This window comes from Rhizobium sp. AB2/73, from assembly GCF_020871915.1.
Classification (GTDB): Bacteria; Pseudomonadota; Alphaproteobacteria; order Rhizobiales; family Rhizobiaceae; genus Rhizobium; species Rhizobium dioscoreae.
In genome coordinates, this window is sequence record NZ_CP067071.1 from 379,052 (window position 1) to 399,202 (window position 20,151).

Here is a 20,151-nt window from a genome sequence, read left to right on the forward strand (position 1 = left end):
ATTGGAAGCAATGGGCCTAGCATATCGTTGCTTTCCGATCGCCAGTGGCGATATTATTTCCGCGTACTGGTTCCTTAAGGGAAGCAATCATCATGAATGACATGCTCAACGGCATTCCGGAATTCGTGGAGGCGGTCGAGGCCGGCGGCTTTTCCGCGGCGGCGGCGCGCATGAATCTCTCCCGCTCGGCGATCGGCAAGACCATCGCTAAACTGGAGCGGCGCCTGAATGTGCGCCTGTTTCACCGCACCACCCGCATGCAGAGCCTCACCGACGAGGGGCAAGCTTTTTACGAGCGCTGCCGCCGGGCGCTGGACGAGATACAGTCTGGCGAGGCCATGCTGGAATCGGGCAAGCGCGAGGTGACCGGACGTCTTCGTATCTCCATGCCTGTCCTTTTCGGTCGTCGCTGCGCTGCTCCGCTGCTGCTGGAATTGGCGCGTATTCACCCCAAGCTTGAACTCGATCTTTCCTTCAGTGATCGCGTGGTCGATCTCTTCGACGAGGGCTTCGATCTCGCCATTCGCAACGGCATATTGCGGGATGAAGCCGGCCTTGCCGCGCGCAAGATCGCCCTCCATCGCATGACGCTATGCGCCGCGCCGGATTATCTCGCTGCAAGAGGCATGCCGCAGACCATTGCCGATCTCGATAGCCACGATCTCGTCGTCTATGCGAGATCGGGGGAAGCCAAGCGATGGACCTTTCTGCAGGGCGATGGAGCGGCCGTCGACTATTTTCCGCAGACGCGGTTGCGTCTTGATGACCTGGAGGTCATTGCCGATGCAGCCGCTACCGGAATGGGTATTACCTGGCTGCCCTGCTGGCTGGTGCGGGATTATGTGCGCGCCGGCAAGCTCATGCAGGTGCTCAATGTCTCAAGCCGGCCCGTCAACGTCTATGCCGTCTGGCCGCAGGTGCCGCAGCTTTCGCTGAAAATGCGCGTGGTCATCGACCTGCTCGCCGCACGCCTGCCTGCAATCATGGACTGAGCATGTGAGAGAGGCGGCAGACATGCCGCCTCCCGTGATCGGGTGAATTACTTGCCGTGCTTCTGCAGCCAGGCCTTCATTTCCTTGATCTCGGCTTCCTGCGCAGTGATGATACCTTCCGCCATTTTGCGCAGTTCGGGATCTTTTCCGTATTTGAGCTCGATCTTAGCCATGTCGATCGCGCCTTGATGGTGCGGGATCATGCCGCGGACGAAATCCGCATCGGCATCGCCGCTATAGTGGATCATCATGTCCTTGTGCATCTTGCCCATGGCGTCGTTGAACGCCTTGCTGGAAGCGCCTTGGTCTCCCATCGGCTTGCTCATGTCCATGCCCTTCATATCGTCGGCAAAGGCGGGAAGGGCGATGGCAAGCGCGAATACGCCGGCAATCATCAGCGATTTTGAGGTGGACATAGGTATTCTCTCCGTTTCTGGACGGTATCTGGATTTGAGCGGCAGCCGCTCGTCGATTGAATGCAGGAGATCGTCAGGTGAAACGGGGAGGGGGCGCTGTCGGCTGCGGCAGGGAACCGGCAAGGCGCTGGCCGGCCGCCGGCACCGGATAGGAGATGGCGTGTTTGCCCTCTTCTATTGCAAGGGTCGGCATCAAGGCAAGGCAGGCAGCGCAGGAGGCCACATGCGCCATGCCGCCGGCGCAAGGATTTTCCGGCTTCGTTTGCTGGGGCTCGCCCATGTTGCCGTGACCGGCCATGCCAGGCATATCGGTCTTGCCATCATGCATGGCCATGGTTGATGTGGCGGGAATTGCGGTGACGGAATCGCAGATAGGACAGTTCGCCAGCGCCGGCATGGCACCGTAGAACAGCCAGGCAATCACCATTGTCAGGATCGCAAAGAAACGCATGCAATCAACATAGGATGAAGCGAATCCGGCGCCAAGCCGCCATTTTCCGTTATTGTTGCAAATCCAAAATTGCGCCTAACGATAGACGTCGCGACGGTTTCCGATTTCGATAACAAGCACAACCAGGCGACTATCCTGCAGGTCGCAGATAATTCGGTAATCGCCGACTCGATAACGCCAGTAATTCCCCAACCGCGCACCCTGCAGAGCATCGCCAACCTGACGGGGATCATGCAAAGTGGCGAGACGTTCCTCGAGAAAACTCCTTATTCTCTTACGTGTCTCCGGATTCAGTTTTTCGACAAATTTGCGAGCAGATCGCGCATACTCAATCGTCCATGCCACGCCAGAATTCCTCGGAGCTTACGACCTCGTCTTCACCGTTCTTAATTCGCTCCATGGCGCGTTCTGCTAAGTATACGTCTTCCATTTCGTCCAAGTGAGCCTCAACGGCTTGACGAATGTAGAAGGTTGCGGTCCGGCCCGTTCGCGTGGCCAGAGCCTGCAGGCGCTCGTAGGTTTCATCTGGCAGACGGATGGCGGTTTGTTTGCTCATCGAGGTGGCCTCGGTAGGGATTGGGATGCACGTATCCCAAATATAGATCTTTCTTGTCCGTCTGTCATCCGTCGTTTGTCGGTTTGTCGGCCGCCAACATATAACAATCCTTGCCGCATTCAGCCCAATCCGCTAGTTAACCGCGACTGTTCCCATACCGGATTACCCTAGAGATGAGCGACAAACAAAAGAAACCGCAGAAGCTCAAGGCCCGCCTGCCGCGCGGCTTTGTCGATCGTTCGGCCAGCGACATTCGCGCCGTCAACGAGATGACCTCCAAGATCCGTAGGGTATACGAGCATTATGGTTTCGATCCCGTCGAAACGCCGCTGTTCGAATATACCGATGCGCTGGGCAAGTTCCTGCCCGATAGCGACCGGCCGAACGAGGGCGTTTTCTCGCTACAGGATGATGACGAGCAGTGGATGTCGCTGCGCTATGATCTGACGGCGCCGCTCGCCCGTCATGTCGCGGAAAATTTCAACGAGATCCAGCTTCCCTACCGCACCTATCGCGCCGGCTATGTCTTCCGTAACGAAAAGCCGGGTCCTGGCCGCTTCCGCCAGTTCATGCAGTTCGATGCCGATACCGTCGGCGCGCCGGGCGTGCAGGCAGATGCCGAAATGTGCATGATGATGGCCGACACGCTGGAGGCTTTGGGCATCAAGCGGGGCGACTATGTGGTTCGCGTCAACAACCGCAAGGTTCTAGATGGCGTCCTGGAAGCCATCGGTCTTGGCGGCGATGACAAGGCTGCCCAGCGGCTGAACGTGCTGCGCGCCATCGACAAGCTCGACAAGTTCGGTCCGGAAGGCGTGGCGCTGCTGCTCGGCCCCGGCCGCAAGGATGAGTCCGGCGACTTCACCAAGGGTGCCGGCCTCAGCAGCGACCAGATCGAGAAGGTGCTCTTCTTCGTCGGCATCAAGGACTATGCCGAAAGTGCCGCCCAGCTTGCCGAGCTTGTCGCCGGCACGTCCAAAGGCGGCGAAGGCGTCGAGGAGCTGAATTTCATCGGCAGCCTTGTGACAAGCGCCGGCTATGGAGCGGATCGCATCAAGATCGATCCGTCCGTCGTGCGTGGTCTCGAATATTATACCGGCCCCGTCTACGAAGCCGAGTTGCTGTTCGACGTCACCAACGAGAAGGGCGAGAAGGTCGTCTTCGGCTCGGTGGGCGGCGGCGGCCGTTATGATGGGCTAGTCTCGCGCTTCATGGGCCAGCCGGTGCCGGCCACAGGCTTTTCCATCGGCGTGTCGCGCCTGATGACGGCGCTGAAAAATCTCGGCAAGCTCGGCATGGACGAGGTAATCGAGCCCGTGCTTGTCACCGTCATGGACGGCGATGTCGATGCCATGGGACGCTACCAGCGCTTCACGCAGCAGCTGCGCGCCGCCGGCATCCGCGCCGAGATGTTCCAGGGCAATTGGAAGAAGTTCGGCAACCAGCTGAAATATGCCGACCGCCGCGGCTGCCCGATCGCCATCATCCAGGGCGGCGACGAACGTGCCCAGGGCGTCGTCCAGATCAAGGATCTGATCGAAGGCAAGCGCCTTTCCGGCGAGATCGAGGACAATGCCAGCTGGCGCGAGGCCCGTGTCGCGCAGGAAACCGTGCCGGAGGCCGAATTGATCGAGAAGGTCAAAGCTATCTTGGCGGCGCAGGCGGAAGACCGGAAGAGGGCGCTCGGCAATGGCTGAGTGGATCGAGCAGTCTCGCTTTCCCGTTCTCCCCGCCGGGGAGAAGGGGAGAATAGCCCCATGCCCCTGATCAACCTCCCGGATTTTGCCGGCGACCTGCTGGACGAATTTTCCGTTCGCGGAACGGAGAGGGTGGATACGCCCATCATTCAGCCCGCCGAACCCTTTCTCGATATGGCCGGCGAGGATCTCCGCCGGCGCATCTTCATGACCGAAAGCGAAACCGGCGCCAGCCTTTGCCTGCGCCCGGAATTCACCATTCCGGTCTGCCTGCGCCATATCGAGACCGCCACCGGCACGCCGAAGCGTTATTCCTATCTCGGTGAAATCTTCCGCCAGCGCCGCGAAGGCGGCCATGAGTTTTATCAGGCCGGCATCGAGGATTTGGGTGATGGCAATACGGCGAGTGCCGACGCCCGCGCCATCAGCGATGCCATCGGTATCCTCGATCGCGTGGTGCCCGGCAAACCGCTCTCCGTGACGCTTGGCGATCAGGCCGTGTTCGAGGCCGTGGTGCAGGCGCTCGGCCTGCCATCCGGCTGGCAGAAGCGCCTGATACACGCTTTCGGCAACATGATGCAGCTCGAAACCTTGCTGGCGCATCTTGCAAGCCCGCAGCCGGTCACCGGGCTCGATGCCCATGTACTCGATTTCCTGAGCCGGGGCGACGAGCAGGGGCTGGTCAGGCATATCGATGCTACCATGCACGCAACCGGCTATTCCACCAATGCCAGCCGCTCGCCGCAGGAGATCGCGCGCCGCCTTCGTGAGAAGCTGGTCCTGTCGGAAACGCGGCTCGACGATGCGGCCTTCCGCGTGCTGGAGGAGTTCTTGTCCCTGAGCGTGCCGCTCTCGGATGCTTCCGCGGCACTGGCAGGTTTTGCCGACGCTGCAGGGTTAAAGCTCGGGAGCGCATTGAAGAGCTTCGATGCCCGCGTTGCGGCACTAGCCAAAGCCGGCGTCGATGCCTCGAAGATCGATTATCGCGCCGCCTTCGGCCGTCCGCTTGATTATTATACGGGCCTCGTTTTCGAAGTGACGGTGGAGGGATCGAGCGCGGTGCTGGCCGGTGGCGGCCGCTTCGATCGGCTGATGACCCTGCTCGGCGCCAAGGACCATATTCCTGCCGTCGGCTTCGCGCTCTGGCTCGACCGTATCGAAACCGCGAGGACGGCCTGATGACCATCACCATTGCGCTTCCCTCCAAGGGTCGGATGAAGGACGATTGCTCGGCTGTTTTCGAGCGCGCCGGCATGCCGATCGTCGCCGTCGGCAATGACCGCTCCTATCGCGGCCGTGTCGAAGGTTGGGATGGCGTCGAGATCGCCTTTCTGTCGGCCTCGGAAATCTCGCGAGAGATCGGCAATGGCAGCGTCGATTTCGGCATTACCGGCGAAGACCTCGTGCGCGAGGGCATGGCGGAGGCTGATCGCCGCGTCGAATTCTGCGCCAGGCTCGGCTTCGGTCACGCCGATGTCGTCGTGGCAGTGCCGGAAATCTGGCTTGATGTCGATACCATGGCCGATCTTGGCGACGTTGCCGCCGATTTCCGTACCCGTCATGGTCACAGGCTGACGGTCGCGACGAAGTACTGGCGGCTGACGCAGCAGTTCTTCTCCAGCCAGCATGGCATTCAGCTCTATCGCATTGTCGAAAGCCTCGGTGCGACGGAAGGGGCACCCGCTGCCGGCTCGGCCGACATCATCGTCGACATCACCTCTACCGGCTCGACGCTTAGAGCGAACCATCTGAAGGTCCTGTCGGATGGCGTCATCCTGCGCTCTGAGGCGTGTCTGGTGCGTGCCCGCAAGGAAAGCCACAATGGCGATCCGATGGTTGAGCGCATCATATCTGCCGTGCGCAGCGCGCTCTGATTTTCCAATTTCCTGTTCACGCGAAAAGGCCCCCCGGAATTCCGGCGGGCCTTTTGTCTTGGAAAGTCTGCGGCAATCAGGCGGCGGCGTAGGCACCGCGGCGTGCGTCGACCGAGTAGACGCCTGCGCCGTTGGTGGCGAGCATGATGTAGGCGCCGGCGAGCGTGATGTTCTTCAGGAAGTTCACGAAGTTCAGGCCGTTGATCCATCCGTTGGCGGCAGCCGGGAAGTCCGGAACGTTGACGGTACCCAGATGGAAGACGATGCCGGTGAAGACACAGAAGAGGGCGAGCAGCCAGCCGACGATACGGACCTGGAAGCCGATGAGGACGCAGACGCCGGTGACGAATTCAAACGCGCCGGCAAGATAGGTAAGCAGCGTTGCAGCAGGCATACCGGCGCCGGCAATCATGCCAGCCGTGCCGGCCGGATCGGTCAGCTTGCCGAAACCGGCGAAGATGAACATGAAGGCGAGCAGAATGCGCGCCACAAGAATGATGATGTTGTTGGTGTTGGTGTTGGACATGACAGTCTCCAGTAAATTCAGTCGGGATCGGGTGGCGACAATTTCTGGAGACAGATATTCGTGATTTTTGGGAGGTTGGAAAGATAAACAACTGCGCACAATTAGTTCACAATCATTGAACAATGGTATTGTGCGCGCGCTCTTCCCATCGGCTCCATATCGGCTATGGTGGCGCGAATTTATCCGCCAAATCATGATCTTCGGAAGGAAATCCCATGGCCGATCTATCCTCGTTTCCCATCACGAAGCGCTGGCCAGCCAGCAATCCGGATATTATCCAGCTCTACTCGCTGCCGACGCCGAACGGCGTCAAGGTGTCGATCGCGCTGGAAGAGCTTGGTCTGCCCTATGAGCCGCATCTGATCTCCTTCGGCACCAACGACCAGAAGTCTCCGGAATTCGTTTCGTTGAACCCGAATGGCCGCATCCCGGCAATCATCGACCCCAATGGTCCCGACGGCAAGCCGATCGGCCTGTTCGAATCCGGCGCGATCCTAGTCTATCTGGCGGAGAAGACCGGCAAGCTCATGCCAAGCGACGCAGCCATGCGCTATGAAACGCTGGAATGGGTCTTCTTCCAGATGGCCGGCATCGGCCCGATGTTCGGGCAGTTCGGCCACTTCTTCAAATTCGCCGCCGAAAAAGTTGCCAATAACTCCTATCCGGTCGAGCGTTATCGCGATGAGGCCAAGCGCCTGCTCGGCGTTCTGGAGAACCGCCTGCAGGGGCGCGAGTGGATCATGGGTGATGAATACACCATCGCCGACATCACCACGTTCCCATGGGTCCGCGGCGTCGACGTCTTCTACGGCGGCCGCGAGGTGCTGGAGTTCGAAAGTTTCCCCTCGGTCATGGCCTGGCTGGAGCGAGCCCTTGCGCGCCCGGCAAGCCAGCGTGGTCTCAGCATTCCTAAGCGGGATTGATCAGGTTGAACCAAGTAACTGGTCAGGCGAACTCACCCGACCATCATCGACAGCCGTTTACTGCCGGGTGGCGAGCTGGCTGCCCGGTTCCAGCTTGAAGCGTGGAAACAGGAAGACGCCGACCATGCTGCCGGCACGTTGCTTGTCGGCAGCAACGGATTCGCCAACGCAAAAGACCGGCTGGCGATGGCCGCCGATGCCAAGCGTCGTCGTGGAATAACAGAAAGAAGAGTTCGCGGTTGCCGCTTGCTCGAAGAGATCGAGGATACGCGCTCGATCGTGCGGATCATAGCAATGCATGAGGCTCAGCAAGCCACATTCCGAGGAGCTCAGCCCGTGCAGCATCGTGCTCCACTGCCCAAGTTTGATGAGGCCGCTTGAAAGATCGCCCGTCCATCCCTCGGAAACACAGAATTGTACCAGAAGATCGGGGTCATGGCCTTCGAACTCCAGCGAGCCGGGAGCAAATGGTGCGGAAAAATTGGCTTTGGCAATCTTGAACAAGATGATCCCCATTTGAGCGCTAGGTCCCCCTTGCGCTTCGTCCAAGTTCCCATGCCTCTTCCGGATGGGATGTCTTCCTGCATGCCACGCTGAATGAAAAGCAGAACATTCCTCTCTGCTGCTTCCATTTTTTGCCATGCTTCTTCCGGCTTGCCGATTCCGATTATGAAGTCATTTCAAGTAAAAAATCCGGACAACCATAAACTCGGAAGATCATATCCATGCATGGGCGCCGATTAATCGCGCCGAAAATAAGTAAAATTTACGCGCATTTCAGCTAACCATCTCAAATCGCTGCGCTGCGATTTATAAGAGCTTTTTTGAAAACGGCAATGGGGCAAATTGCGTAAATTTGCGCTATCGTAAAACTTGGCAACCTTGCTTGAAATCTTAGATGCCGAAACGAAAAGGGCGACCCGAGGGCCGCCCTTCGTCAATTACGGATGTCGGATTGAACGATCGCAATTAGGCAGAGGCCTTATCACATCATGTCCATGCCGCCACTCCAGACCGCTTGGCGGCCTGGAGCACTGAAGTGCATGGGCGAAGCTTTATGGACATTCCCGCGATTAGGCCGCTGGCCTATCACATCATGTCCATGCCGCCCATGCCGCCCATGCCGCCCGGCATGCCAGCAGGGGCATCCTTCTTCGGCAGTTCAGCAATCATGGCTTCGGTGGTGATCAGCAGCGAAGCAACCGAAGCTGCGTTCTGCAGAGCCGTACGAACAACCTTGACCGGGTCGACGATGCCCATGGAGATCATGTCGCCGAACTCCGACGTCTGGGCGTTGTAGCCGTAGTTGTCTTCGTTCTTGTCGAGAACCTTGCCGACAACGATCGAAGCTTCGTCACCAGCGTTTTCAGCGATCTGGCGAACCAGCGACTGCAGGGCGCGGCGAACGATGTTGATGCCGGCTTCCTGATCCTGGTTTTCACCCTTGGCAGTGATCTTCGTGGAAGAACGCAGGAGAGCGATACCGCCGCCCGGGACGATACCTTCCTGAACAGCGGCGCGCGTCGCATTCAGAGCGTCGTCGATGCGGTCCTTCTTTTCCTTCACTTCGACTTCCGTCGAGCCGCCGACGCGGATGACGGCAACGCCGCCAGCGAGCTTGGCAAGACGTTCCTGCAGCTTCTCGCGGTCGTAGTCGGAGGTGGTTTCTTCGATCTGAGCCTTGATCTGGGCAACACGGCCTTCGATGTCGGACTTGGCGCCAGCGCCGTCGACGATCGTCGTGTTTTCCTTGGAGATCGAAACCTTCTTGGCGCGGCCGAGCATGTCGAGGGTCACGGACTCGAGCTTGATGCCAAGATCTTCGGAGATGACGGTGCCGCCCGTCAGGATGGCGATGTCTTCCAGCATGGCCTTGCGGCGGTCGCCGAAGCCGGGAGCCTTGACGGCAGCAATCTTCAGGCCACCGCGCAGCTTGTTGACGACGAGCGTAGCAAGAGCTTCGCCTTCGACGTCTTCAGCGATGATGAGGAGCGGCTTGCCGGTCTGAACGACGGCTTCGAGAACCGGGAGCATTGCCTGCAGGTTCGAGAGCTTCTTCTCGTGCAGGAGGATGAACGCGTCTTCAAGGTCGGCGATCATCTTTTCCGGGTTGGTTACGAAGTAGGGGCTGAGGTAGCCGCGGTCGAACTGCATGCCTTCGACGACTTCAAGTTCGGTTTCGGCGGTCTTGGCTTCTTCAACCGTGATGACGCCTTCGTTGCCGACCTTCTGCATGGCTTCGGCAATATCGAGGCCGATCTGCTTTTCACCGTTTGCGGAGATCGTGCCGACCTGGGCAACTTCTTCCGAGGTGTTGATCTTCTTGGCCTTGGCCTGGAGATCCTTGACGACTTCTGCAACAGCGAGGTCGATACCGCGCTTCAGGTCCATCGGGTTCATGCCGGCTGCAACAGCCTTGGCGCCTTCGCGAACGATGGCCTGGGCGAGAACGGTTGCAGTGGTGGTGCCGTCACCGGCGACGTCGTTGGTCTTCGAAGCGACTTCGCGGACCATCTGGGCGCCCATGTTTTCGAACTTGTCTTCCAGTTCGATTTCCTTGGCGACCGAAACGCCGTCCTTGGTGATGCGCGGAGCGCCGAAGGACTTGTCGATCACAACGTTACGACCCTTCGGGCCGAGCGTGACCTTCACTGCGTCAGCGAGGATATCGACGCCACGAAGCATCTTTTCGCGGGCACCGCGGCCGAATTTTACTTCTTTAGCTGCCATGTTTGAAACTCCTGAATTCGCGTTTTCCGGGCTTTAAGACCCGTCAGCTGTATCGGAAAAGGGAACCGGCCGGATTAGCCGATGATGCCCATGATGTCGGCTTCCTTCATGATCAGAAGGTCTTCGCCGTTGAGCTTGACTTCGGTGCCGGACCACTTGCCGAACAGAACGCGATCGCCAACCTTGACGTCGAGTGCTACGACCTTGCCGGATTCATCGCGAGCGCCGGAGCCGATGGCGACGATTTCGCCTTCCTGCGGCTTTTCCTTGGCGGTATCGGGAATGATGATGCCACCCTTGGTCTTTTCTTCCGACTCGACGCGACGAACGACGACGCGGTCATGAAGGGGGCGGAAATTGGTGCTTGCCATTGTCTAATCCCTCGATCAAATGACATTCACGGATCAGCGGGGGATCCGTATGGACTTTGTTAGCACTCACTGTTGGCGAGTGCTAGCGACGGTGATTTAGGGGTGGCTTCCGAGCGAGTCAAGGACAGCACTGTGAATTTTTTACGGCGCGTAACGGCTTGTTTTGAGGATGATTAACGCCGATGGCGGTGGCGTGTAGCACGTCGTTGCGAAGTTCCTCTCATTTTCTCCTCTCCGGAAAGGGTCAGATCGCGCTTTTTCCAGAGTGTCATGCTGTTGCTTCCGCTGCGCAATCTTGCCGCTCGCCGATCTTGCGCACGTCTGCTTCTCAGGACTTGTGCGCCGCAAAAACCTTGCATGCCGCTCTTGTAATTTGCCGGCCGGTTTGCGATGTCAGCCCGTGATTTATTTGTTGCGAGGATGGCATGGGCAAACGGATCGAGAGCTTTCGCGACATCGGCGGACTTTATGATGTCGCGCTCTGCGATGTCTGGGGCGTGCTCCATAACGGCGTCACGGCCTACAAGGAGGCCTCCATCGCGCTCGAAGCGGCCCGCGGCGAAGGCCTTGCCGTCGTCCTTATCACCAACTCTCCACGCGTTGCTCCGAAGGTCGTCGAGCAGCTGCGTGCGATCGGGGTTCCCGACAGCGTTTACGATCGCATCATCACCTCGGGCGATGTCACCCGCAGGCTGATTGCCGAGGGACCGAAAAAAGTGTTTCTGCTCGGCCCCGAGCGTGACATCGGCATCCTCGAAGGCCTTGACGTTCAGCGCGTCGAGGCTGGCGAGGCCGAAAGCATCGTCTGCACCGGTTTCTTTGACGACGAGACCGAAACACCTGACGATTATACCGACATGCTGACGGCCTGGTCGGCTCGCAAGGTGCCGCTGATCTGCGCCAATCCGGATCTCGTCGTTGAGCGCGGCCATCGCATGATACCCTGTGCCGGGGCCATGGCCGCCTATTATGAGCGGCTCGGCGGACAGACGCGCATCGCCGGCAAGCCGCACCAGCCGATCTATGATGCGGCAATTGCGGCAGCGCGCGAGGTAAAGAGCGAATTTCCGCTGTCGCGCGTCGTGGCGATCGGCGACGGCATGCCGACCGACGTGCGTGGCGCACTCGATTACGGCCTCGATCTTCTTTATATCAGCCATGGCATCCACGCCCGGGAATATGTCGTCGAAGGGCATACGGATGAGGCCGCTGTTGGCGCCTTCCTGGCGCGCGAGCAGGCCTCGCCGAAGTGGTGGATGCCGCGCCTTGTCTGAGGAGAGTGGCAGTCGATGACCGTTTTCCATCGCAACGAAACCCGCGAGCCGCTTCCCCATGCCCTGAGGGGCGGGGTGGTCGCCATCGGCAATTTCGACGGTGTGCATCGGGGCCATCAATCGGTGCTGACGCGTGCGTTGGAGATTGCCAGGGAGCGCGGCCTGCCTGCTTTGGTGCTGACCTTCGAGCCGCATCCGCGCACCGTCTTCAAACCCGATCAGCCCGTTTTCCGTCTGACGCCTGCGCCGCTCAGAGCACGTCTCCTCGAAGCGCTCGGCTTCAACGCCGTCATCGAATATCCCTTCGATCGCCTCTTTTCGCAGCGTTCGGCGGATGAATTCGTGCATTCGATCCTGATCGACTGGCTGCACGCGTCGGAAGTCGTCACCGGCTTCGATTTCCATTTCGGCCATGATCGCCAGGGAGGCCCCGCCTTCCTCATGAATGCCGGTAGCCATAACGGCTTCGGCGTGACGCTGATCGATGCCTTCCGCGACGAAAACACGGAGGTCATCTCGTCGAGCCGCATTCGCGCGCTGCTCGCGGAAGGCGATGTAGCCCAAGCCGCCGGTCTGCTTGGCTATCGCTATACCGTTCAGGCGCCCGTTATCGGCGGCGAGAAGCTCGGCCGCACGCTCGGCTTCCCGACGGCAAACATGCAGCTGCCGCCGGAGTCATCGCTGAGGGCAGGCATCTATGCGGTTCGCTTTCGAACGGCCGACGGTATCGTCCGCGATGGCGTCGCCAGCTACGGCCGGCGTCCGACGGTGACGGACAACGGCTCGCCGCTGCTGGAGACCTACGTTTTCGATTTCAGCGGCGATCTCTACGGCCAGATCTGTTCGGTTTCCTTCTTCGGCTATCTCCGCCCCGAACTGAAGTTCGACGGTCTTGATCCGCTGGTCGCGCAGATCCGCAAGGATGAGGACGAAGCACGCGCGCTGCTTGCCGGCGTCCAGCCGCTCAGCGAGCTTGATCGCGCCATCGCCTTCGACTGATATTCGCGAAGTGATGGGGTGGGAAAGGTTTTCCGCCTTGTATCATCGCTCCGATTTCGGGCTGACATCAACGCCGCCGAGAGACTGTTGAATTCATGCCGGACAAGGGTCATTGTTCCGCGCCGGTTCTTGGGAGGAGCAGTCGTTGACACTACGCAACCAGATTATTGCGCTCGCGCTCGCGCCTCTCGTCATCTCGATCCTGGCAATCACTGCCTTCATTACCTGGCAGTCGACCAATCTTACCAAGAGCAATATCGAGACCTTCGAACAGAACATGCTGAGGGCGAAGGAAACGGAGATCGTCAACCTTACGAATCTTGCCGTGTCGGCCATTCAGGCGATTTATCGGGACGCAGCCCCGGACGATCAGGCCGCGAAGGACAAGGTAGCCGCGATCCTGACGTCGCTTGATTATGGACCGGACGGATACTTCTTTGTCTACGACTACGATGGCAACAACGTCGTTCATCCGCGCGAGAGATTTCGCAACGGGCGCAATTGGATCGATTTGACCGATCCGGACGGCGACAAGGTCATCGCGGAGCTCATCAAGACCGCAAAAACTGGCGGGGGCCTGCACCAATACAAATGGGAGAAGCCTTCCACCGGCCGTGTCGCCGATAAGCTCTCATTCGCTGTCGGCCTTGATAAATGGCACTGGGTTGTCGGAACCGGCGTCTATCTGGATGATATTTTCACCCAGACTGCGGCGGCCAATGCCGCCATGCGGGCAAACATAAAAGGAACCTTTGTCGTCGTCACACTCATTGCCGTCCCTGCTGTTCTGGTCGTCTTCACGACTTGCATGCTCTTGACCTTCCGTGAGCGACGCATGGCCGATGGTCGGCTGAAGGAGCTGACGCAAAGAGTGATTGATACGCAGGAGGAGGAACGCGCCCGCCTTGCCCGTGAACTGCACGATGGCGTGTCACAGAATCTCCTCGGCGTGCGCTATGTCATGGACCTTGCCAACCGCAAGGTACGAAACCAGGTCGATGATGCCGCTACGACGATCGAGAAGGGTATCGATACTCTGAACAGCGCGATCAAGGACATCAGGCGGCTCTCGCATGATCTGCGTCCCCGCGTGCTGGATGATCTCGGCTTGACGGCGGCGCTGACCGCGCTCGCGAACAATTTCGCCGAGCGGACCGGGATCGCAACCGAGATCGAGGCTTCCGGCTTCACCAGCATGCTGAAGCCGGAAGCCAATACCGCGCTTTACCGTGTCGCGCAGGAGGCCTTGAACAACGTGGAGCGCCATTCCGGGGCGACTGTTCTTGCGATCAAACTTTGGAGTGATCGCGGGCGCGCACGCTTGAGAATTTCGGACAACGGCATTGGTTTCGACGGCACCGGCGACGGCAAGGGCGGACTTGGGCTGAGGAACATGCAGGAGCGGATGGCACATTTCGGCGGCCTTCTTCTCGTCCAAAGCACGGCGGATGGTACCACACTGATTGCGATGCTGCCGAAATCGGCCAACGCCTCGCCAAGAGCAAAGGTGGATGCAGCATGAAAAGCAACAGGATCAGTGTTCTGTTGATCGACAATCATCCCGTGGTGTTGGACGGATTGAAAGCCGTGCTGGAGACGTTCGACCACATAGAGGTGGTCGGGACGGCAAACCTTGCGCAGATCGGCCTGGAGGTCGGGCGACGGACGCTCCCGCAGGTTACCTTGATGGATATCAATATGCCGAAGCTGAGCGGTATCGAGGCGATCGAGCTCTTTCGCCGGGAGCTTCCGGAGACGCGGATCGTGATGCTGTCCATGCATGACAGCCGCGAGTACATCTCTTCGTCGATCATGCGCGGTGCGGTCGGATATATCCTCAAGGATGTTTCGACGGATGAAGTCGTCTGCGCCATCGAGACGGTAGCAGCCGGCGGGACTTATTTCTCGTCCGGCGTTCGCGACATACTGGTGGCAGACACGGCGCAAAATGAGGCTGATCCTCTGACCCCGCGCGAGCGGCGCATTCTGGGCTTGATCGTTACAGGCAGGAGTAATCGCGAGATTGCCGAAGAACTTCAGATCACGCCTGCGACGGCGGAAACGCATCGCAAGAATTTGAAGAAGAAGCTTGGCATCGCAACGACCGCCGGTCTGATCCGCTACGCGCTTGACCACGGCATTGCAACCGCGGTGGGCTAACCTCGCCTACCCACTTCTGGGTAGGTTCGGCGATTTCGCATCAGCTAATATCTTGTTCGGCCGGCAGACTCGCCGTAGGACTTTATCAGCGGCTGCCCGCAGGCGGGCCGTTGGGAGGAATTCACATTCGTTGGTCTGGCTCTGCATAGCCAAAGCTCCTCGGCTTCGGTCCTAGGGCCTACATTGCAATCGCAGACTGATGCACCCCTTCCACTCTGACAACTGCAACAAGGTGGCGCGCAGACACCGTGTGAGAGGTATCGGACATGGACAAACGTTTCGGAACGGCGGCCTGCTGGCTGCTCGTCATTCCCTACATAGGCTTGCTTTGGGTCCCCTTCTACAACAGCCACGATCCGGTGCTGTTGGGTTTCCCCTTTTTCTACTGGTATCAGCTGGCCTGGGTGCCGATCACCGCTATTCTGACCTGGATCGCCTATCGGAGCATGCGCCATGATGACTGATATCGATCCGACAGCTCTTGCCGTCTTCATCTTCTTCCTGGCCCTCGTGACCGTCATGGGCTTTGTCGCTGCCCGCTGGCGCCGACCGAAGACTCTTGCCCATATTGACGAATGGGGTCTTGGCGGCCGCACCTTCGGCACCTGGATCACCTGGTTCCTCGTCGGCGGCGACTTTTACACCGCCTATACGGTCATCGCAGTTCCAGCCCTGGTCTACACCGTCGGTGCCTATGGCTTCTTCGCGCTGCCCTATACGATCGTCGTCTATCCGTTCGTCTTCATGGTTATGCCGCTTCTCTGGAGGCGTGCGAAGGACCACGGCTATGTCACGGCGGGCGATGTCGTCCACGGGCAATATGGCTCGCGGGCGCTGGAACTGGCGGTCGCTCTGACGGGCGTCATCGCCACCATGCCCTATATCGCCCTGCAACTCGTCGGCATGACGGCGGTGTTCAAGGCGCTCGGGCTTCATGGCGAACTGCCGCTCGCCGTCGCCTTCATCATCCTGGCGCTCTATACCTATTCGGCCGGTCTTCGCGCCCCGGCGCTGATCGCCTTCGTCAAGGACATCATGATCTATATCGTGGTGATTGCGGCGATTGCGCTCATTCCGGCCAAGCTCGGTGGTTATGCCAATGTCTTTGCGGCCGCCGATGCGGATTTCAAGGCCAAAGGGGCGGGCAGCCTGCTGCTCGGCGGTAACCAGTACGTCGCCTACGCGACTTTGGCGCTCGGCTCGGCGCTGGCGGCCTTCATGTATCCGCATACGCTGACGGGTATCTTCGCCTCCAACAGCGGCAATACCATCCGCAAGAATGCCGTGTTGCTGCCGGCCTATACCCTGCTGCTCGGGCTTCTGGCGCTGCTCGGCTATATGGGCCATGCCGCGCAGCTGAAGCTGGACAGCGCCAATGACGTGGTGCCGGCGCTGTTCCAGACGCTGTTCTCGAGCTGGTTTGCGGGCTTCGCCTTCGCGGCCATCGCCATCGGCGCGCTCGTTCCCGCAGCTGTGATGAGCATTGGCGCTGCCAATCTCTTCACGCGCAACTTCTGGAAGGCCTATGTCGATCCGCAGGTTTCCGATGCCGGTGAGGCGAAGGTTGCCAAGATGACCTCGCTCGTCGTCAAGATCGGCGCACTTCTGGTCATCATTTTCCTGCCGACGCAATTCGCGCTCGATCTGCAACTGCTCGGCGGCATCTGGATCCTGCAGACGTTGCCGGCCCTTGTATTCGGCCTCTACACCAAGTGGTTCCGTGCGCCGGCCCTGCTTGTCGGCTGGTTCGTCGGCTTCTTTGGCGGCACCTATCTGGTCTGGGATGCCGGCTGGAAGCCGCTGCATATGGTCCCCCTCGGCGAAGCGGGTTTCACTGTCTATACCGGACTGCTGGCGCTTCTCGCCAATATCGTCGTGGCGATCGTCGTCAATGCGGTGATGCCGGCGCGGGCAGAAGCACGGGCCTGATCCGAACAATGCCCTTATGGCCGCGGATGGAAACGTTCGCGGCCTTTCTCTATGCCGGCTGCGTTGTTTCCTCTTCCTTTCCTTGGAAAAAACGCCTATGAACCGGCGACCATGACCCAATTTCGGCTGAGCCTATCGATACGAATTATTGGCCCGGCCTTCCGCGCGCTCTAAGCTGCCGGAAGGTCCGGGTTTTTGGCGCTTCGTTCACGAGGCGCTTTCCGCCGCCGAAAAATCCCCGTATGGCTGCGCCAGTTCAGGCGCAAGACGCCCGAGACACCGAGGCAATTGTCACGACTATGACCGATACCGCTGAAAAGATGGATTACTCCAAGACCCTTTACCTGCCGGAAACCGATTTTCCGATGCGCGCCGGACTGCCGCAGAAGGAGCCGGAGCTGGTGAAGCGCTGGGAAGAGATGAACCTCTATAAGAAGTTGCGCGCTTCCGCCGCCGGCCGCGAAAAGTTCGTGCTGCATGACGGACCGCCCTACGCCAATGGCCACATCCACATCGGCCATGCGCTGAACAAGATCCTCAAGGACGTCATCACCCGCTCGTTCCAGATGCGCGGCTATGACAGCAACTACGTTCCGGGCTGGGATTGCCACGGCCTGCCGATCGAGTGGAAGATCGAGGAAAAGTACCGCGAGAAGGGTAAGAACAAGGACGAGGTTCCGGTGAACGAGTTTCGCCAGGAATGCCGCGACTTTGCCGCCGGCTGGATCAAGATCCAGTCCGAGGAGTTTAAGCGCCTCGGCATCACGGGCGATTTCGACAATCCCTATCTGACCATGAACTTCCATGCGGAATCCCGTATCGCCGGCGAACTCCTGAAGATCGCCCGCACCGGTCAGCTTTACCGTGGCTCCAAGCCCGTCATGTGGTCGGTGGTCGAGCGTACGGCGCTCGCCGAAGCCGAAGTCGAATATGCCGATGTCGAAAGCGACACGATCTGGGTGAAGTTCCCGGTGGCTCAAGGCCCGGCGCATCTCGCCGGTGCCTTCGTCGTCATCTGGACGACCACCCCCTGGACGATCCCCGGCAATCGCGCGATCGCATACTCCTCGCGCGTATCCTATGGCCTCTATGAGGTCACGGAAGCCGTCAATGATTTCGGCCCGCGTCCCGGCGAGAAACTTGTTTTCGCCGACAAGCTGGCGGAAGAGTCCTTTGCCAAGGCAAAGCTGCAGTACAAGCGTCTTGGCGATGTGACCGCTGCCGATCTGGCCGCGCTCACCTGCGCTCATCCGCTCGCCTCGCTCGGCTACGGTTTCAAGGTGCCGCTTCTCGATGGCGATCATGTTACTGACGATGCCGGCACGGGCTTCGTGCACACCGCGCCCAGCCATGGCCGCGAGGACTTTGATGCCTGGATGTCGCATGCACGCGATCTCGAAAAGCGCGGCATCTCCTCCGCCATCCCGTTCCCGGTCGATGATGCCGGCTTCTACACCGCCGATGCCCCCGGCTTCGAAGGCGGCCGCGTCATGGACGACAACGGCAAGAAGGGCAATGCCAACGATCTCGTCATCAAGGCGCTGATCGAGACGAATACGCTGTTTGCACGCGGCAGGCTGAAGCATTCCTATCCGCATTCCTGGCGGTCGAAGAAGCCGGTCATCTTCCGCAACACGCCTCAGTGGTTCGTCTATATGGACAAGGACTTTGCTGACGGTTCGACGCTGCGTTCGCGTGCCTTGAAGGCGATCGACGACACCCGCTTCGTGCCGGCTGCCGGCCAGAACCGCCTGCGCGCCATGATCGAGCAGCGTCCGGATTGGGTTCTGTCGCGTCAGCGCGCCTGGGGCGTGCCGATCGCGATCTTCGTCGACGAGCAAGGCAACATCCTGCAGGATGACGGCGTCAACGCCCGTATCCTTGAGGCTTTCGAGCAGGAAGGTGCCGATGCCTGGTTTGCCGAAGGTGCGCGCGAGCGCTTCCTTGGCGAGAAGGCTAACGAGCCCTGGACGCAGGTCATGGACATCCTCGACGTGTGGTTCGATTCCGGTTCGACCCACACTTTCACGCTGGAGGACCGTCCGGATCTGAAGTGGCCGGCAGACCTCTATCTCGAAGGCTCCGACCAGCATCGCGGCTGGTTCCATTCGTCGCTGCTCGAAAGTGCTGCGACGCGTGGCCGCGCGCCATATGACGCCGTCCTCACCCATGGCTTCACCATGGACGAGAAGGGCGAAAAGATGTCGAAGTCCAAGGGTAACGTCACGTCGCCGCAAGAGGTGATGAAGGATGCGGGCGCCGACATCCTCCGCCTCTGGGTCATGACGTCGGACTATTCGGAAGATCTGCGCGTCGGTAAGGCTATCATCCAGACCAATGTCGACGCTTATCGCAAGCTGCGCAACACCATCCGCTGGATGCTCGGCACGCTGGCACACGACAAGGGCGAAGTGATCGCCTATGCCGACATGCCGGAGCTGGAGCAGCTGATGCTGCACCGTCTGGCCGAGCTCGACGAACTGGTGCGCGAAAGCTACGACGCCTTCGACTTCAAGCGCATCGCCCGCGCCCTGATCGATTTCGCCAATGTCGAGCTCTCGGCCTTCTACTTCGACGTCCGCAAGGATGCGCTTTACTGCGATGCGCCGTCGAGCCTGCGCCGCCGCGCCTCGCTCGCCGTCATCCGTACGATCTTCGATTGCATGGTGACGTGGCTGGCGCCCATGCTGCCCTTCACCACGGAAGAGGCGTGGCTCTCGCGCAATCCCTCGGCGGTCTCGGTTCACCTCGAGCAGTTCGTTACCGTTCCGGCCGAGTGGAAAAACGAGGCGCTGGCCGAGAAGTGGAAGAAGATCCGCGCTGTGCGCAGCGTCGTCACCGGTGCTTTGGAAATCGAACGCAAGGACAAGCGGATCGGCTCCTCGCTCGAAGCTGCCCCGGTCGTCTACGTCGCCGATCCGGAGCTATTGAAGGTGCTCGAAGGGCAGGATTTCTCGGAAATCTGCATCACGTCTGACATCACCATCCTCGGTGGCGAAGGTCCGGCCGATGCATTCCGTCTTGATGACACCGCCAAGGTCAGCGTCGTGCCCAAGCTTGCCGAAGGCCGCAAATGCGCCCGTTCGTGGCGCATCACCACGGATGTCGGCTCCGATCCGGAATATCCGGATGTCTCGGCGCGCGATGCTGCGGCGCTGCGCGAGCTTGCAGCTATCAACTGAAGAAAATTGCCGGATGAATTGCCTTTGCGGCGTTCATCCGGTAAAAGCTGCCTGAAAATGGCCTGAATTTT

The 20,151-nt window shown here is 59.6% G+C and carries 20 protein-coding genes; 12 read left to right on the forward strand and 8 right to left on the reverse strand.

All coding sequences use genetic code 11. The features are described from left to right. The first annotated feature begins 92 nt into the window (after positions 1-92). A complete protein-coding gene (locus I8E17_RS01925) occupies positions 93-992 on the forward strand; it encodes a LysR family transcriptional regulator (protein ID WP_069612384.1) in 900 nt (299 codons plus the stop codon). Positions 993-1,039: 47 nt separating this feature from the next. On the opposite strand, the gene I8E17_RS01930 is transcribed toward I8E17_RS01925, so the two are convergent. The 4 genes from I8E17_RS01930 to I8E17_RS01945 form a co-directional block, all read right to left on the reverse strand. Continuing rightward, the gene (locus tag I8E17_RS01930) at positions 1,040-1,408 is read right to left on the reverse strand and encodes a DUF305 domain-containing protein (protein WP_069612385.1); all 369 of its coding nucleotides are present in this window, start codon (positions 1,406-1,408) and stop codon (positions 1,040-1,042) included. Between the two features lie 73 nt (positions 1,409-1,481). Next, positions 1,482-1,859, reverse strand: coding sequence for a hypothetical protein (locus I8E17_RS01935; RefSeq protein WP_069612386.1), 378 nt, complete (start codon positions 1,857-1,859; stop codon positions 1,482-1,484). Positions 1,860-1,934: 75 nt separating this feature from the next. Further along, on the reverse strand, positions 1,935-2,204 hold the full coding sequence (locus tag I8E17_RS01940) for a type II toxin-antitoxin system RelE/ParE family toxin (protein ID WP_083258161.1): 270 nt from the start codon (positions 2,202-2,204) through the stop codon (positions 1,935-1,937). Further along, positions 2,188-2,415 carry a DUF6290 family protein gene (locus tag I8E17_RS01945; protein WP_069612387.1) on the reverse strand — a complete coding sequence of 76 codons (228 nt, stop codon included), beginning with the start codon at positions 2,413-2,415 and terminating at the stop codon, positions 2,188-2,190. The genes I8E17_RS01940 and I8E17_RS01945 overlap by 17 nt, the downstream gene beginning before the upstream one ends. A 173-nt stretch (positions 2,416-2,588) precedes the next feature. Here I8E17_RS01945 and hisS point away from each other — a divergent pair, with 173 nt between their 5' ends. Genes hisS through hisG form a run of 3 tightly spaced genes read left to right on the forward strand, consistent with a single transcriptional unit; the run spans position 2,589 to position 5,986 of the window. After that, positions 2,589-4,112, forward strand: a complete 1,524-nt coding sequence (gene hisS / locus I8E17_RS01950) for a histidine--tRNA ligase (protein ID WP_069612388.1) — start codon at positions 2,589-2,591, stop codon at positions 4,110-4,112. A 60-nt stretch (positions 4,113-4,172) separates the two neighbouring features. Next, positions 4,173-5,291 carry an ATP phosphoribosyltransferase regulatory subunit gene (locus I8E17_RS01955; RefSeq protein WP_069612389.1) on the forward strand — a complete coding sequence of 373 codons (1,119 nt, stop codon included), beginning with the start codon at positions 4,173-4,175 and terminating at the stop codon, positions 5,289-5,291. Continuing rightward, entirely contained in the window at positions 5,291-5,986 is a 696-nt protein-coding gene (hisG, locus tag I8E17_RS01960; RefSeq protein ID WP_069612390.1) for an ATP phosphoribosyltransferase, read from the forward strand. The genes I8E17_RS01955 and hisG overlap by 1 nt, the downstream gene beginning before the upstream one ends. Positions 5,987-6,062: 76 nt before the next feature. On the opposite strand, the gene I8E17_RS01965 is transcribed toward hisG, so the two are convergent. Then, complete coding sequence (locus tag I8E17_RS01965) at positions 6,063-6,512, reverse strand: DoxX family protein (protein WP_069612391.1); 450 nt, start codon at positions 6,510-6,512, stop codon at positions 6,063-6,065. Between the two features lie 215 nt (positions 6,513-6,727). Between I8E17_RS01965 and I8E17_RS01970 the strand changes: the two genes are divergently transcribed. Beyond that, the gene (locus I8E17_RS01970; RefSeq protein ID WP_069612392.1) at positions 6,728-7,435 is read left to right on the forward strand and encodes a glutathione binding-like protein; all 708 of its coding nucleotides are present in this window, start codon (positions 6,728-6,730) and stop codon (positions 7,433-7,435) included. A gap of 57 nt (positions 7,436-7,492) precedes the next feature. On the opposite strand, the gene I8E17_RS01975 is transcribed toward I8E17_RS01970, so the two are convergent. The 3 genes from I8E17_RS01975 to groES form a co-directional block, all read right to left on the reverse strand. Then, positions 7,493-7,951 (reverse strand): hypothetical protein, encoded by a 459-nt coding sequence (locus tag I8E17_RS01975; protein ID WP_069612393.1) that lies wholly within the window; start codon positions 7,949-7,951, stop codon positions 7,493-7,495. 573 nt (positions 7,952-8,524) lie between these two features. After that, on the reverse strand, positions 8,525-10,165 hold the full coding sequence (groL, locus tag I8E17_RS01980) for a chaperonin GroEL (protein WP_069612394.1): 1,641 nt from the start codon (positions 10,163-10,165) through the stop codon (positions 8,525-8,527). Between the two features lie 74 nt (positions 10,166-10,239). Continuing rightward, complete coding sequence (gene groES / locus I8E17_RS01985) at positions 10,240-10,536, reverse strand: co-chaperone GroES (protein WP_069612395.1); 297 nt, start codon at positions 10,534-10,536, stop codon at positions 10,240-10,242. A 425-nt stretch (positions 10,537-10,961) separates the two neighbouring features. Here groES and I8E17_RS01990 point away from each other — a divergent pair, with 425 nt between their 5' ends. From I8E17_RS01990 to ileS, 7 genes are all read left to right on the forward strand, one after another. Continuing rightward, the gene (locus tag I8E17_RS01990) at positions 10,962-11,810 is read left to right on the forward strand and encodes a TIGR01459 family HAD-type hydrolase (RefSeq protein ID WP_113367236.1); all 849 of its coding nucleotides are present in this window, start codon (positions 10,962-10,964) and stop codon (positions 11,808-11,810) included. Positions 11,811-11,825: 15 nt separating this feature from the next. Next, positions 11,826-12,809, forward strand: coding sequence for a bifunctional riboflavin kinase/FAD synthetase (locus I8E17_RS01995; protein WP_069612397.1), 984 nt, complete (start codon positions 11,826-11,828; stop codon positions 12,807-12,809). 145 nt (positions 12,810-12,954) lie between these two features. After that, complete coding sequence (locus I8E17_RS02000; RefSeq protein WP_069612398.1) at positions 12,955-14,331, forward strand: cache domain-containing protein; 1,377 nt, start codon at positions 12,955-12,957, stop codon at positions 14,329-14,331. Then, a complete protein-coding gene (locus I8E17_RS02005) occupies positions 14,328-14,969 on the forward strand; it encodes a response regulator transcription factor (protein ID WP_069612399.1) in 642 nt (213 codons plus the stop codon). The genes I8E17_RS02000 and I8E17_RS02005 overlap by 4 nt, the downstream gene beginning before the upstream one ends. 266 nt (positions 14,970-15,235) lie before the next feature. Beyond that, positions 15,236-15,433: a DUF3311 domain-containing protein gene (locus I8E17_RS02010; protein ID WP_047627888.1), complete on the forward strand. Its 198-nt coding sequence runs from the start codon at positions 15,236-15,238 to the stop codon at positions 15,431-15,433. Then, positions 15,423-16,898, forward strand: coding sequence for a sodium:solute symporter family protein (locus I8E17_RS02015; protein WP_069612400.1), 1,476 nt, complete (start codon positions 15,423-15,425; stop codon positions 16,896-16,898). The genes I8E17_RS02010 and I8E17_RS02015 overlap by 11 nt, the downstream gene beginning before the upstream one ends. A gap of 299 nt (positions 16,899-17,197) precedes the next feature. Beyond that, a complete protein-coding gene (ileS, locus tag I8E17_RS02020; protein ID WP_069612454.1) occupies positions 17,198-20,080 on the forward strand; it encodes an isoleucine--tRNA ligase in 2,883 nt (960 codons plus the stop codon). The last annotated feature ends 71 nt before the right edge of the window (positions 20,081-20,151 follow it).

Bases quoted from the DNA above. Each gene is read 5' to 3' on its own strand.
- I8E17_RS01925 (WP_069612384.1), top strand. From the start codon at position 93: ATGAATGACATGCTCAACGGCATTCCGGAATTCGTGGAGGCGGTCGAG.
- I8E17_RS01930 (WP_069612385.1), bottom strand. From the start codon at position 1,408: ATGTCCACCTCAAAATCGCTGATGATTGCCGGCGTATTCGCGCTTGCC.
- I8E17_RS01935 (WP_069612386.1), bottom strand. From the start codon at position 1,859: ATGCGTTTCTTTGCGATCCTGACAATGGTGATTGCCTGGCTGTTCTAC.
- I8E17_RS01945 (WP_069612387.1), bottom strand. From the start codon at position 2,415: ATGAGCAAACAAACCGCCATCCGTCTGCCAGATGAAACCTACGAGCGC.
- hisS (WP_069612388.1), top strand. From the start codon at position 2,589: ATGAGCGACAAACAAAAGAAACCGCAGAAGCTCAAGGCCCGCCTGCCG.
- I8E17_RS01955 (WP_069612389.1), top strand. From the start codon at position 4,173: ATGCCCCTGATCAACCTCCCGGATTTTGCCGGCGACCTGCTGGACGAA.
- hisG (WP_069612390.1), top strand. From the start codon at position 5,291: ATGACCATCACCATTGCGCTTCCCTCCAAGGGTCGGATGAAGGACGAT.
- I8E17_RS01965 (WP_069612391.1), bottom strand. From the start codon at position 6,512: ATGTCCAACACCAACACCAACAACATCATCATTCTTGTGGCGCGCATT.
- I8E17_RS01970 (WP_069612392.1), top strand. From the start codon at position 6,728: ATGGCCGATCTATCCTCGTTTCCCATCACGAAGCGCTGGCCAGCCAGC.
- I8E17_RS01975 (WP_069612393.1), bottom strand. From the start codon at position 7,951: ATGGGGATCATCTTGTTCAAGATTGCCAAAGCCAATTTTTCCGCACCA.
- groL (WP_069612394.1), bottom strand. From the start codon at position 10,165: ATGGCAGCTAAAGAAGTAAAATTCGGCCGCGGTGCCCGCGAAAAGATG.
- groES (WP_069612395.1), bottom strand. From the start codon at position 10,536: ATGGCAAGCACCAATTTCCGCCCCCTTCATGACCGCGTCGTCGTTCGT.
- I8E17_RS01990 (WP_113367236.1), top strand. From the start codon at position 10,962: ATGGGCAAACGGATCGAGAGCTTTCGCGACATCGGCGGACTTTATGAT.
- I8E17_RS01995 (WP_069612397.1), top strand. From the start codon at position 11,826: ATGACCGTTTTCCATCGCAACGAAACCCGCGAGCCGCTTCCCCATGCC.
- I8E17_RS02005 (WP_069612399.1), top strand. From the start codon at position 14,328: ATGAAAAGCAACAGGATCAGTGTTCTGTTGATCGACAATCATCCCGTG.
- I8E17_RS02010 (WP_047627888.1), top strand. From the start codon at position 15,236: ATGGACAAACGTTTCGGAACGGCGGCCTGCTGGCTGCTCGTCATTCCC.
- I8E17_RS02015 (WP_069612400.1), top strand. From the start codon at position 15,423: ATGATGACTGATATCGATCCGACAGCTCTTGCCGTCTTCATCTTCTTC.
- ileS (WP_069612454.1), top strand. From the start codon at position 17,198: ATGACCGATACCGCTGAAAAGATGGATTACTCCAAGACCCTTTACCTG.